The sequence below is a fragment of the Rhodoferax ferrireducens genome, assembly GCF_031458075.1.
GTDB classification, from domain to species: domain Bacteria; phylum Pseudomonadota; class Gammaproteobacteria; order Burkholderiales; family Burkholderiaceae_C; genus Rhodoferax_B; species Rhodoferax_B ferrireducens_A.
Map to the genome: position 1 here is coordinate 238,077 of NZ_JAVDXT010000003.1, position 13,090 is coordinate 251,166.

The 13,090-nt window shown below is 65.8% G+C and carries 11 protein-coding genes; 8 read left to right on the top strand and 3 right to left on the bottom strand.

From position 1 onward, the window contains the following. The first annotated feature begins 96 nt into the window (after window positions 1–96). Genes J2X19_RS16520 through J2X19_RS16535 form a run of 4 tightly spaced genes read left to right on the top strand, consistent with a single transcriptional unit; the run spans window position 97 to window position 6,545 of the window. A complete protein-coding gene (locus tag J2X19_RS16520) occupies window positions 97–837 on the top strand; it encodes a CerR family C-terminal domain-containing protein (protein ID WP_310374884.1) in 741 nt (246 codons plus the stop codon). Next, a complete protein-coding gene (locus J2X19_RS16525; protein WP_310374886.1) occupies window positions 834–2,240 on the top strand; it encodes an efflux transporter outer membrane subunit in 1,407 nt (468 codons plus the stop codon). Before J2X19_RS16520 ends, J2X19_RS16525 begins: the two co-directional genes overlap by 4 nt. A 19-nt stretch (window positions 2,241–2,259) precedes the next feature. Continuing rightward, window positions 2,260–3,417, top strand: coding sequence for an efflux RND transporter periplasmic adaptor subunit (locus tag J2X19_RS16530; protein ID WP_310374888.1), 1,158 nt, complete (start codon window positions 2,260–2,262; stop codon window positions 3,415–3,417). A gap of 11 nt (window positions 3,418–3,428) precedes the next feature. Next, on the top strand, window positions 3,429–6,545 hold the full coding sequence (locus tag J2X19_RS16535; protein ID WP_310374890.1) for an efflux RND transporter permease subunit: 3,117 nt from the start codon (window positions 3,429–3,431) through the stop codon (window positions 6,543–6,545). A 125-nt stretch (window positions 6,546–6,670) separates the two neighbouring features. Here the strand turns inward: J2X19_RS16535 and J2X19_RS16540 are convergent, their stop codons facing one another. After that, window positions 6,671–7,531, bottom strand: a complete 861-nt coding sequence (locus J2X19_RS16540; RefSeq protein WP_310374892.1) for an SDR family oxidoreductase — start codon at window positions 7,529–7,531, stop codon at window positions 6,671–6,673. 96 nt (window positions 7,532–7,627) lie between these two features. Here J2X19_RS16540 and J2X19_RS16545 point away from each other — a divergent pair, with 96 nt between their 5' ends. After that, complete coding sequence (locus tag J2X19_RS16545) at window positions 7,628–8,050, top strand: winged helix-turn-helix transcriptional regulator (RefSeq protein ID WP_310374894.1); 423 nt, start codon at window positions 7,628–7,630, stop codon at window positions 8,048–8,050. Between the two features lie 107 nt (window positions 8,051–8,157). Here J2X19_RS16545 and J2X19_RS16550 read toward each other — a convergent pair whose 3' ends face one another. Then, window positions 8,158–9,096: a DMT family transporter gene (locus tag J2X19_RS16550; RefSeq protein WP_310374896.1), complete on the bottom strand. Its 939-nt coding sequence runs from the start codon at window positions 9,094–9,096 to the stop codon at window positions 8,158–8,160. Between the two features lie 52 nt (window positions 9,097–9,148). Here J2X19_RS16550 and J2X19_RS16555 point away from each other — a divergent pair, with 52 nt between their 5' ends. Beyond that, window positions 9,149–10,027 (top strand): LysR family transcriptional regulator, encoded by an 879-nt coding sequence (locus J2X19_RS16555; protein WP_310374899.1) that lies wholly within the window; start codon window positions 9,149–9,151, stop codon window positions 10,025–10,027. 32 nt (window positions 10,028–10,059) lie between these two features. On the opposite strand, the gene J2X19_RS16560 is transcribed toward J2X19_RS16555, so the two are convergent. Continuing rightward, complete coding sequence (locus J2X19_RS16560) at window positions 10,060–11,025, bottom strand: LysR family transcriptional regulator (RefSeq protein ID WP_310374901.1); 966 nt, start codon at window positions 11,023–11,025, stop codon at window positions 10,060–10,062. 103 nt (window positions 11,026–11,128) lie between these two features. Between J2X19_RS16560 and uraD the strand changes: the two genes are divergently transcribed. Together uraD and J2X19_RS16570 are read left to right on the top strand one after the other, a co-directional pair. Continuing rightward, window positions 11,129–11,704: a 2-oxo-4-hydroxy-4-carboxy-5-ureidoimidazoline decarboxylase gene (uraD, locus tag J2X19_RS16565; RefSeq protein WP_310374903.1), complete on the top strand. Its 576-nt coding sequence runs from the start codon at window positions 11,129–11,131 to the stop codon at window positions 11,702–11,704. Window positions 11,705–11,724: 20 nt separating this feature from the next. Then, on the top strand, window positions 11,725–12,705 hold the full coding sequence (locus tag J2X19_RS16570; protein WP_310374905.1) for a Bug family tripartite tricarboxylate transporter substrate binding protein: 981 nt from the start codon (window positions 11,725–11,727) through the stop codon (window positions 12,703–12,705). Window positions 12,706–13,090: the final 385 nt, after the last annotated feature.

Genomic DNA, 13,090 nt, shown 5'->3' on the forward strand with positions numbered 1-13,090 from the left:
GCTCCCCCCAACCTGGCCCCGCAAGCACCGCAAAGCGCATTTCGCACCGCCCCACACTTCAATCAATCGTTTGATTTATATGCTCTAATGCCACCGATGCGCCGATCTCCAGCCCCCGCCACACCTACCCCCACCGAGCCCGAACGCCGCAAGCCGCGCAGCGACGGCATAGAAGCCCGCACCCGGCTGCTGCATACGGCGCTCAAGCTGTTCTCCGAAAAAGGCTTTGCCCGCACCTCGACCCGCGAGATCGCCCTGGCGGCCGGGGTGAATATTGCCGCCATCCACTACTACTTTGGCGACAAGACCGGGCTCTACAGCGCCTGTTTCACCGAGCCCCTGGGCGGCAGCCCGCGCGATGCGGTGGCGCTATTCAGCGACCCCGAACTCAGCCTGCGCGAAGCCCTGGTGCGCTTCTTTGCCGCCTATCTCGACCCGCTGAAGCAGGGCGAACTGGTGCGGCAGTGCATGCGCCTGCACATGCGCGAAATGTTGGAGCCCACCAGCCAGTGGGCGGTGGAGCTGGAGCAGGACATGAAGCGCCCGCACCTGGCCATGGTGGCGCTGCTGAGCCGCCACCTGGGCCTGGCCCGCGCCGACGACGGCGTGCACCGCCTGGCCTTCTCCATCAGCGGGCTGGCGATCCAGCTGTTCGCCTGCGGCGAGATGGTGGAAGCCATCCGCCCCTCGCTGGTCAAGACCCCGCAATCCATAGACCGCTGGAATCCGCCCTTGGTCGAATACGCGCTGGCCATGGTCAGCGCCGAGGCCGCACTCCGTTCAGTCCGCAGCCCTGCCACGTCAGCGCCGCGCAAGCGCAAGGAAAAACCTGTATGAAACACCTCCGATGGACCCTGGTGGGCACAGCCGTCTGGCTGTCCGCCTGCGCCAGCACCGCGCCGCCCACCAGCGCGCCAGCCCAGGCGCCCGCCCAATGGCAGGCCCCGCTACCGCACCAGGGCCAGCTGGGCGACCTGGCCAGCTGGTGGCAGCGGCTGGACGACCCGCTGCTGGTGCAGCTGATAGACGCGGCCCAGAGCGTCAGCCCCTCGATGGCCTCGGCCGCATCGCGCATCGGCCAGGCCCGCGCCACCGCGGTGGGCGCAGGGGCCGCGCTCATGCCTAGCCTGGATGCGACCGCCAGCGCCAGCCGCGGCGTGTCGCAACCCGCCGTGCCCATCGCCAGCACCGCACAGGCCGGGCTGCAGGCGGCCTGGGAGATCGACCTGTTCGGTACCAACCGCGCCGCGCTGAACGCCGCCCAGGCCCGCCAGCAGGGCGCGCAAGCCCAGTGGCATGACGCCAGGGTGGCGGTGGCGGCCGAGGTGGCCAGCCAGTACGTGACGGTGCGTGCCTGCGCGCTGCTGCGCGGCCTGGCCGGCGAAGACGCGCAATCGCGCCAGGAGACCGCCCGCCTGTCGGGACTCAGCACCCGCGCCGGCTTTACCGCGCCAGCGGTGGACGCCCTGGCCCGCGCCAGTGCCGCCGAAGCCAAGAACCGCCTGGTGCAGCAGCTCACCCAGTGCGACATCTACCTGAAGGCCATGGTCGCGCTGACCGGCCTGCCCGAAGCCGATTTGGCACAAAAACTGGCTGCAGCGCCCATGCCTCCTGCGCAAATAGCTCTTTTTTCCATAGCATCCATCCCTGCCCAGGCGCTGGCCCAGCGGCCCGATATCTTCAGCGCCGAGCGCGATGTAGCGGCCGCCAGCTTCGACGTGGGCAACGCCCAGGGCCAGCGCTACCCGCGGCTGAGCCTGAGCGGCGCCATCGGCGGCATGCACGTGCGCTCGGCCGGGGCCAGCGACAACTTCAACACCTGGTCGATCGGCCCGCTGGCGCTGTCGCTGCCGCTGTTCGACGGCGGCCAACGCAGTGCCAATGTGGATGCCGCCCAGGCCCGCTACACCGAGGCCGTGGCCGTGTACCGCGGCAAGGTGCGGCAGGCGGTGCGCGAGGTGGAGGAAGCCCTGGTGAACCTGCGCAGCAGCGCCGACCGGGCGGCCGACACCCAGGTCGCCGCCGAGGGCTACCAGGCCTCGTTTGCCGCCACCCAGGCGCGCTACCAGGCCGGCGTGGCCAGCCTGCCCGAGCTGGAAGACGCGCGCCGTACCGCCCTGGCGGCCGACACCAATGTGATTGCCCTGCAGCGCGAACGCCTACTGGCCTGGGTGGCGCTGTACCGCGCCGTCGGCGGTGGCTGGACCAGCCCCGCCGACAGCACCGCCAGCCTGCCCTAAATACTTACCGGACACCCGCATGACACCCATCGCCTTCAAACCCAACGCTATTGTTTTCGCAGCTGCTCTGGCAATAATCACCTGCGCTGGCGGCCTGTTTGCCACGTATTCGCGGGCGGCCGACGAAGACAAGGTGGCCCAGCCCAAGGCGGCGCTCACCGTCACCACCGTGCAGCCGCAGCAAAGCCCGTGGACGGTGCAGCTCAGCGCCAACGGCAACGTCGCCGCCTGGCAAGAGGCCAGCATCGGCAGCGAGGCCAACGGCCTGCGCCTGCTGGAAGTGCGCGCCAATGTGGGCGACGTGGTGCGCGCCGGCCAGGTGCTGGCCACCTTTGCCGCCGACAGCGTGCAGGCCGACGTGGCCCAGGCCAAGGCCAATCTGCTGGAGGCCGAAGCCAATGCGCTGGACGCCGCCGGCAACGCCAGCCGCGCCCGCACCCTGCAGACCACCGGCGCCTTGAGCGAGCAGCAGATCAACCAGTACCTGACCACCGAGCAGGTAGCCAAGGCCCGGGTCGAGGCCGCCAAGGCCACCCTGGTGGTGCAGCAACAGCGCCTGAAGCACACCCAGGTGCTGGCGCCCGACAGCGGCACCATCAGCGCCCGCAGCGCCACGGTAGGCGCAGTGCTGGCCAGCGGCACTGAGCTGTTCCGCATGGTGCGGCAAGGCCGGCTCGAATGGCGTGCCGAAGTCACCGCCGCCGAGCTGGAACGCATCAAGGTCGGTACCCAGGCCCTGGTCAGCACCGCCAACGGCACGCCGGTCAAAGGCAAGGTGCGCATGGTGGCGCCCACGGTCGACCCGCAAACCCGTATGGGCCTGGTCTATGTGGACCTGCAGAGCAATTTGCTGAAACCCGGCATGTTTGCCAAAGGCGCCTTCGAGCTCGGCCAGAGCGCCGCGCTGACCGTGCCGCAAACCGCCGTGGTAGTGCGCGACGCCTTCAGCTACGTCTACCGCGTGGGCGCCGACAAGCGCGTGGCCCGGGTCAAGGTGCAGACCGGGCGGCAGATCGGCGACCGGCTGGAGATCACCAGCGGGCTGGACGCGAACGCGCTGCTGGTGGCCAGCGGCGCGGGCTTTCTGAACGACGGCGATCTGGTGCGGGTTGTCGAGACTTCTAAGCCAAATACGGCTCCAGCGCAGGCAAAACCTGCGCAAGCAGCTAGCAAATAAGGAGCATCCAGATGAATGTCTCCGCCTGGTCCATCAAGAACCCGATTCCGGCCGTCATGCTGTTTGTGCTGCTGACCTTTGCCGGTCTGCTGTCCTTCAACGCCATGAAGGTGCAGAACTTTCCCGACATCGACCTGCCCACGGTGATCGTCACCGCCAGCCTGCCCGGCGCCGCGCCGGCCCAGCTGGAAACCGAGGTCGCGCGCAAGCTGGAGAACTCGATTGCCACGGTGCAAGGCCTGAAGCACATCTATACCTCGGTGCAGGACGGCAGCGTCACGGTGACGGCCGAGTTCCGTCTCGAGAAAGCCGTGCAGGAGGCGGTGGACGACGTACGCTCCGCCGTGGCCCGGGTCCGCAGCGACCTGCCGGCCGATGTGCGCGACCCCATCGTCAACAAGATGGACATGGCGGCCCAGCCGGTGCTGGCCTTCACCATCCGCTCCAGCAAGCTGGACATCGAAGCCCTGTCCTGGTTTGTCGACAACGACGTGACGCGCAAGCTGCTGGCGGTACGCGGCGTGGGCGCGGTGACCCGCGTCGGCGGCGTGACCCGCGAGGTGCAGGTGGCGCTGGACCCGCTGAAATTGCAGGCCCTGGGCGCGACCGCCGCCGACATCTCGCGCCAGCTGCGCCAGGTGCAGCTGGACAGCGCGGGCGGCCGTACCGACATCGGCAGCGGCGAGCAACCGGTGCGCACCCTGGCCACGGTGCAGACCGCCCAGGAACTCGGCCAGCTGCAGCTGGCGCTGAGCGATGGCCGGCGCATCCGGCTGGACCAGGTGGCTTCTGTGCGCGACACCACGGCCGAGCAACGCTCCGCCGCCCTGCTGAACGGCCAACCGGTGGTCGGCTTCGAGGTCTCCCGCAGCCGCGGCGAGAGCGAGGTGGCGGTGGGCACGGCGGTGCAAAAGGCGCTGGCCGAGATGAAGCTGCAGTACCCCGACATGGAGCTCACCGAGTCCTTCAACTTCGTGGCGCCGGTGGAAGAGGAGTACACCGGCTCCATGCACCTGCTGTACGAGGGCGCGATCCTGGCGGTGGTGGTGGTCTGGCTGTTCCTGCGCGACTGGCGCGCGACCTTTGTGTCGGCCGTGGCGCTGCCGCTGTCGGTGATTCCGGCCTTCATCGGCATGTACTGGCTGGGCTTCTCGGTCAACGTGATCACCTTGCTGGCGCTGTCGCTGGTGGTCGGGATTCTGGTCGACGACGCGATTGTGGAGGTGGAGAACATCGTGCGCCACTTGCGCATGGGCAAGACGCCCTACCAGGCGGCGATGGAGGCGGCCGACGAAATCGGCCTGGCGGTGATCGCCACCACCTTCACCCTGGTGGCGGTGTTTTTGCCCACCGCCTTCATGAGCGGGATTGCCGGCAAGTTCTTCAAGCAGTTCGGCTGGACCGCCGCGCTGGCGGTGGTGGCCTCGCTGCTGGTGGCCCGGGTGCTGACGCCGATGATGGCGGCCTACATCCTCAAGCCCCTGGTCGGCGCCGAGAAGGAAGCCGGCTGGCTGCGCATCTACATGCGCTGGGCCACCTGGTGCCTGAAGCACCGGGTGCTGACCATGGTGGGCGCGACGCTGTTCTTCTTCGGCTCGATCGCGCTGATCCCGCTGCTGCCCACCGGCTTCATCCCGCCGGACGACAACTCGCAAACCCAGGTGTACCTGGAACTGCCGCCCGGCTCCACCCTGGCCCAGACCAGCGTGTCCGCCGAGCAGGCGCGCAGCCTGATCGCCAAGGTCGAGCATGTGAAGAGCATCTACACCACCATCGGCGGCGGCAGCGCGGGCGGCGACCCGTTTGCCCCGGCCGGCGCGGCCGAGGCGCGCAAGGCCACGCTGACGATTTTGCTCAGCGACCGCGGCGAGCGGCCGCGCAAGCAGGGCATTGAAAACAACATCCGCGCCGCGCTCGAAGCCCTACCGGGTGTGCGCAGCAAGGTCGGCCTGGGCGGCTCGGGCGAGAAGTACATCCTGGTGCTGACCGGCGAAGACCCGGTAGCCCTGCAAGCCGCCGCGCTGGCGGTAGAGAAGGATTTGCGCACCATTCCCGGCCTGGGCAGCGTGGCGTCTACCGCCAGCCTGATCCGCCCGGAGATCGCGGTGCGGCCCGACTTTGCCAAGGCCGCCGACCTGGGCGTGACCAGCAACGCCATCGGCGAAACCCTGCGCATTGCCACCGTGGGCGACTTCGATGTGTCGCTACCCAAGCTCAACCTGTCGCAGCGCCAGGTGCCCATCGTCGTCAAGCTGGACGACGCGGCGCGCAAGGACCTGGGCGTGCTGGAGCGCCTGGCCGTGCCCGGCAGCAAAGGCCCGGTGATGCTGGGCCAGGTGGCGACGCTGGAGACCAATGGCGGCCCGGCGGTGATCAGCCGCTACGACCGCTCCCGCAACGTGAACTTCGAGATCGAGCTGTCCGGCCTGCCGCTGGGCGACGTGACCGCTCTGGTGCAAAAGCTGCCCGCCATCCAGCAGCTGCCGCCCGGCGTGAAGGTGGTGGAAATCGGCGACGCCGAGGTCATGGGCGAACTGTTCGCCAGCTTCGGCCTGGCCATGCTGACCGGCGTGCTGTGCATCTACATCGTGCTGGTGCTGCTGTTCAAGGACTTCCTGCACCCGGTGACCATCCTGTGCGCGCTGCCGCTGTCGCTGGGCGGTGCTTTTGTGGGCCTGCTGATCGCGCAGAAGAGCTTCTCCATGCCTTCGCTGATCGGCCTGATCATGCTGATGGGCATCGCCACCAAGAACTCCATCCTGCTGGTCGAATACGCCATCGTGGCCCGCCGCGACCACGGCATGACCCGGGTCGAGGCCCTGCTCGACGCCTGCCACAAGCGCGCCCGCCCCATCGTCATGACCACGCTGGCGATGGGCGCCGGCATGCTGCCCATCGCCCTGGGCTGGGGCGCGGCCGACAGCAGCTTCCGCAGCCCGATGTCGGTGGCGGTGATTGGCGGCTTGATCACCTCGACGGTGCTGAGCCTGCTGGTGGTGCCGGCGGTGTTTACCTATGTCGATGACCTGGAGCATTGGTTCAGGCGCATGGGTGCGAAGCTGCGTGGGAAACCGGCCCCAGCGCCGGCGCAGCTGCCACCGGCACCGCAGACCCAGTTGCTATCGTAATAAAAGCTGCTGGCGCAGGTGGTACCTGCGCCAGCAGCCATTTTTGTTTAAACCCTGGTACAGCCTCTGCCATGCCACGCGTTGGGGCAGCGCCCTCCACGCCTGTGCAGAGTGGAGGTGCGTGGTCAAGCCGAGATCTCGGCCAGCCACTCTTGCAGTGTGCGCGGCGTCAGCCCCAGCAGGCGCTGTGCGCTCTGGGCTTGGGTGATCGTATTCGCGGAAGACCTGGCCTGGGCCTGGTAGCCCGCGACGACCCCCGCAGCCGCACCAGCACCAAACAAGGGGGCGATCATCTCGCCGAAGGCTTCTGGCTCCAGGCTGCTGAACGACACAGGGCGATTCAGGTAACGCGCAAAGGCTTCTGCCAAATCCACGCCGGCAATCCCGGGCGACTGGCCCACGCCGACAAGGCCCGTCACGGAAGCGTCGAGCAGCAGGCGCTCAGCAGCCTCGGCGACGTCCAGATGGGAACTCCAGGACACCAGGAGATCTGCCCGCAAGGGATAGCGAAGAATCCCCGCCGACTTCACCGGTCCCAGCACGACGGGGTTCAGCAGATTTTCGAAGAACAGGCGCGGAGCGACCACCGCGAGCGAAACGCCCGACTGCTGAACTTCGCGGATCAGCGTTGCAATCGCGCTGTCAGGCGGGTTCTGCAGGGGTGAATCGGGCTCGTCTACCACCCAGCCGCTGGTGGAGATCACCACCCGCGCGGGCTTGGCGCGTGCGACAGCCTGGGCAATGTTGCGCGCATAGACCAGGCGCTCGGGCTCCGAAACCACCGGCAGATGCACGAAAACGCCGTCGGCACCCCAGTAAGCCTCGGCCAGCGAATCCACCGATGCGTTGTCCACCGCCACTGCGGGAACATCCTGGATAGCAGACGGGTTACGGACTGCAGCAACAGCCCGCTTGCCGGACTGGGTCAGACGCGCCAGCAGCGGGCCGCCTTGGGCGCCCGTGGCGCCGTGGATTACATAGGTCATGAGAGAAGGCTTCTTTCTAATAGTGCTGTTATTGGAGTATTGATGGTCTAAGATTTGCATCAGTTACGTCAAATGCACTAATGGAGATTCCTGAACATGGAGCAGAAAACGACAGCTTGCTGCGGCGTGGCCCGCTTCCTGACCATCCTGGATGGCCCCTGGGCCACGCTGATCGTGCGCGAACTGCTGCACGGCCCCCTAAGATTCACCCAACTGAGGGAGGCGCTGCCAGGTATCAGCGCCCACACCTTGACGCACCGGCTCAAGGGCTTTGAACGCAACGGGCTGGTCACACGCACCGCCTATGCGGAGACACCCCCCAGGGTCGTCTACGAACTCACACCTCTGGGCGAGGGGCTGCGCGACGTGCTGGAGGCCATGAAAGTATGGGGCGACGCCTTGCCGCCCGATGCAACGCCAGAAAAACCAATCCAGGACACTGGGGATGCGGCTGCATCTGACACGAACGCCGATTGCCCTTTTAGTCAGCTCGGCAAGAGCATCGCAATAGTGAAATGAAACGAAGTGAATGCGCAGGCTGAAGATGGCGGTGGTCTTTGCAGTGCCCCGGTCAACGAATTGCAAGCACGGTTGACCAATCCGCTCCAAGAAATGTTCTTGCCTGCTCAGGGTGGAGCGCGTTTGGAGGACTCCATCAGCTGGCGCCTTCCAAGGTGCATCAACAGCATACCCAAGATAGCCAGTGCCCCACCGGTCAACAACGATGCAGTGAAGGGTTCTGCCAGCCAGAGGCTGGAGAACACCATGCCGAACAGCGGAACTAGCGACATGTATGCCGCTGCCGACCCTGCTCCCAATACCTTCACCCCGTTCAAATACCACGCGTAAGCCAGAGCTGTTGCGCCCAAGGCAAGCGCAAAAATGCTGTACCAAGCCGCTGCGGGTGCGTCGGCCAAGTGGCCCCACGCAGCTGGCCCCTCCAGTGCCATGCTGGCGCCGAGAAGTAACACCGCGCCCATGACTGCGGTGGCGGTTGCGGTGGTGAGTGCGTCGACCGTAGCGAGCACCATCCGGCCAATCAAGGTGTAGCCCACCCAGCATGCTGCACAGCCCAGCAACAACAACTCTCCAGCTCCCGATGGGCCAGCATGCAGGCCAGCCACCGCGCCTCCGCTGAGGGCATACAGCGCCCCTGCAACAGCAAGAACGACGCCGGTGCACATAACCCAGTTCACGGCTTCGCGGAATAGCAGCACAGCGAACAGCAGTGTCAGGACCGGGTTGAAAGCCACGACCATGGCGGCCTTACCTGCCGGGACGGTTTGGAGGGCCAGTAAAAAGAAGATGGAGTAACCCAGCACGCCCACTGCGGATGCGCAGCCCAGTCCCGCCCACTGGCGGATGCTGAGCACACGCAGTCCTCCCATGTGGCCACTGCGGTACAGCCAAAGCAGAAGCACGGCGCTCGCCAACAGAAAGCGCAGGCTGGCAGCTGCCAACGGCGGCATGGCCTGCGCGACGACCCGCCCCCATGGCCAGGAAGCGCCCCACAAAGCAGCCATGCAGACCAAACCCACATGCGTGGAATATCGAGAAGAGTTCATGAGAGCGGTACTATCCGCTCTTGAAGACTCATCGTCGAATGAGCAAATACTCATGACCTTCACGCAGCTGGAAATCTTCTCCGTACTCGCCAAAGTGGGCAGCTTCTCGAGGGCGGCAGCGGCATTGGGCATCACACAAAGCGGCGTCAGCCACGCCTTCAAACAGCTGGAGAGCGAGCTCGGCGTCAGCCTGCTCATTCGCGAGAGTGGTACGCCCGTATTGACCGATATAGGCGCCCGCCTCCTGGTGCGGGCGAATGACATCCTGCAACAGAAGGAAGCTCTGCAGCAGGAAGCAGGCCTGGAGCAAGGTATTGCGCGAGGAACTCTGCGCATCGCCTCCTTTGGCGCCACCTCGTCCCTGCGCCTATTGCCCTCGTTGCTGGCGCGCTTTCAGAAAGCGCATCCATTGGTCGAGGTGCATATAGACGAAGTGGTGGATGGCGTGGTGGTGCAACACTTGCTGGAACGGCGCGTGGAACTGGGCTTTGTGGTTTTGCCCGACGAGCGGTTTGACACCTTGTCTTTGGTCGTGGATGAACTGGTGGCGGTGTTGCCAGCATCGCATCCGCTGGCGTCAAAGCCATCGATCAAAGCACAGGATCTTCACGACCAGCCGTTTATTCGCACCTCGGCAGGCTCGGGTCCGCACATCGACCAGTTCCTGGCAGCACAGGGGGCCATCCCCAAGACACTGTTTCGGTTTGAACAACTGAGCTCGATGATGGGGTTTGTGTTGGCAGGCAATGCTGTCGCCATAGCGGCCCGTCTTGCGTTACCGGAGCCACCTGCAGGCGTTGTCTACCGGAGCCTTCAGCCGCGCAGGCCCCGAGAGATTGCCTTGGCTGCCTTGAGGTTTGACAAACTGTCGCCCGCGGCGAAAGCATTTGTGGAAATAGCCACCAAGCATCGAAAACGCCTGCAGAGCTGACGCTTTGCTTCTGCGCCAGAAGCATTTTTCGTCTAAACCTTGGATACCGCTTCTGCCATAACCGTGCGCGCACCTTGTGCACGGGCCGCCGCAAGGCAGTCCTGCAGCGCTTGGATGAGCCGCTCGGACACCAGCTTCACGACCGGTCCGGGCGGCTTGGTGGCATCCACGGCCACGCTGATCTCCTGGGGTTCGGCCCCCCGGTCCCGGATCGGGATGAAGACCAGCTGTCCGGTGGCCAGCTCCGACGCCACGTCCAGCTCGGACGTAAACACCACATGGTTGCCGCCCAGCGCCAGCTGCTTGACCAGCTGCAGCGAGTTGGTCTCGGTATAGCGGCGCGGTTCCTTGAACAGCCAGCTGTACTGGGCCTCCAGGTAACGCCGTATCGTCAGCGCCTTGCTCTGCAGCGCAACCGGGTGGGCCATGGCCTCCTGGAAACTCACCGTCTCGCGCTGCACCAGCGGGTGGCCGGGTGCCACCACGCAGCCCAGCGGCAGCGCGCTCTTCCAGAGCACCAGCAGTTCCCGGCGAGGTTTCAGGTTGAAGATGGCGGCCAGGTCGGCCTGGCCGGTCAGCAGTGCAGCCTCGGCATCGTCGGGGGTGGCCAGCGCGATGGACAGGCTGACCAGCGGATGCTGCACACCCAGATCCCGCACCAAGGCAGGCATGACGCTGGTGGCATGGCTGTCCATGGCCACCAGCGACACATGGCCCTGGTGGACGCCCTGGAGGCGCCGGATCTCGGCGACCACGCCACGCTCGTCCTGCAGCCAGTGGCGCGCCAGCGTGATGAGTGCGTCGCCCGAGGCCGTCAAACGCATGCCGCGCGGCAGCCGCTCGAACAAGGGCACGCCGAGTTCTTCCTCCAGCTGCAGGATCTGCCGGTTGATGGCCGACGCCGCCACGTGGAGTTCGCGCGCGGCCTTCTGGATGGAGCCCGAGCGCGCAACCTGGTCGGCGTAGCGCAGTCCGGCGGGAACAAGCGAATGGCGCATGGATAGGTCAGGAGTAGTGCAGGCAGAGTGTACTAATTTTGCGTATGCAGCACTGCAAAAATGGTGATGGACGGCAATGATTTGCGTCCCTAAGATCCGTTGCATGAGCACACAATCCAGCCTGAAACACCTCAACACCTGCGCACCCGAGGTCTTTTGCGCCACCCTGGCCGACATCTGGGAGCATGCCCCCTGGGTGGCTCACGGCGTCGTCGGCCAGCGCCCTTTTGCGACGGTCGATGCCTTGCACACAGCGATGGTGGAGGTGGTGGCCGCTCTGGACGAGTCTGCACGCGTGGCCTTCTATGCCGGACACCCGGAGCTGGCCGGTGACGACGCCCGCCGGGGCACGATGACCGATGCGTCGATTGCAGAGCAGGGCACGCTTTCACTGGCGCAGCTGGACACCGTTGATGCCGAGCGCTGGAGCGCGCTCAACCGGGCCTACCGGGCGCGCTTCGGCTTCCCGTTCATCCTATGCATCCGCCGCCACACGCGAGAGTCGGCCTTGCAGGCGTTCGAGCAGCGGTTGGCACACGACCGCAGCACCGAGCTGGCCACCACACTCGGCGAAATCGCCGCCATCACCCGCCTGCGGCTGGACCACCTGGTGCCCGATGTGCCCGATGTGCCCGATGTTTCCCATGTTGCCTGCCACGGCGAATCCATTCCTTCCTGACCTACCTACCGGAGCTATCCATGAACACTCGACGCAGAATGTCCCTCCTGGCGTGCGCGCTGGGCCTGCTGGCCACAGCCATGCCCGCCAGCGCCCAGGGCAGCTATCCCGACCACCCGGTGAAACTGCTGGTGGCACTGCCTGCCGGCGGCGGGGTGGACATCATTGCGCGCCTGATCGGCCAGAAGCTGGCCGCTGCCACCGGCCAGCCTTTCGTGGTGGACAACCGGGCCGGAGCCTCCGGCCGCATCGGCCTGCCGGTGGTGGCCAAGGCCACGCCAGACGGCTACACCTTGATGGCTTCACCCGCCTCGTTCCTGACCACCAACAAAAGCATCTTCAAAGAGCTGCCTTACGACCCGCAGGCAGATTTCGCCCCCATCACCAAGCTGGCCAACCAGTCCATGGTGCTGGTGGTCAATGACAAGCAGAAGTTCCCCAGCGCTGGGGCGCTTCTCGCCGCAGCCAAGGCCAAGCCCGGTGGTCTGAACTACGCCAGCTCGGGCGACGGCAGCCCGCAACACCTGGCCGCGCTGATGTTCGAAACGCGGGCGCAGGTGCGCATGACCCACATACCTTACAAAGGGGGCGCACTGGCCATCACCGACCTGCTGGGTGGCAACGTGGACCTGCTGTTCGCGCCCCTGCCCGAGGCGCTGCCCTACCTCAAGTCCGGCAAGCTGACAGCGCTGGCGCTGATGAGCGACAAGCGCTCGGCGCTGATTGCCGACGTGCCCACAATGCGCGAAGCAGGCATCCCGAACATGGTCATGCAGACCTGGATCGGCCTGCTGGCTCCAGCGGGCACGCCCCGCCCCCTGGTGGACCAGCTGAACCGCCAGGTGCACGCCATCCTGCAGAGCGAGGACGTGAAGAAACAACTCTATGAGATTGGCATGGACCAGGCGCCCACCACACCCGAACAATTCCAGCAAACCATCGCACAGGAGATCGCGCTGCATGCCGAACTGGTGAAGGCTTCGGGGCTTGTGCCGCAATAGGGGGCAGCAAAGTCGGAACACCGCAGCCAGCACCGGCAAGAGATCCGTCGCCCCGCGATGGATCGCGGCGGTGCCAGCGCAGTTGTCGCCGGAACCGCAAACCCAGCTGCTATCACAATCAGAGCTGCCAGTGCAGGTACCATCTGCGCTAGCAGCCTCCGGGGCATAACCCTTGCCCCAAAATCGGCGAGCCACACGCCAGCCAACTTCCACAGCTGCGTCTCAGTGGAATATCCACGAAGCAGCACATCGTAAGACCGCAGTGGATCTGAAGCCATTGTTCAACGCCTATCGCAGCAGTTGGGGTGCGGCGACCTCATCACCTCCACGGCGCCAAGCGTGCTGAAGCTGCCGGTGCACTCCAAGGGCTAAACGTCCTCCAAAT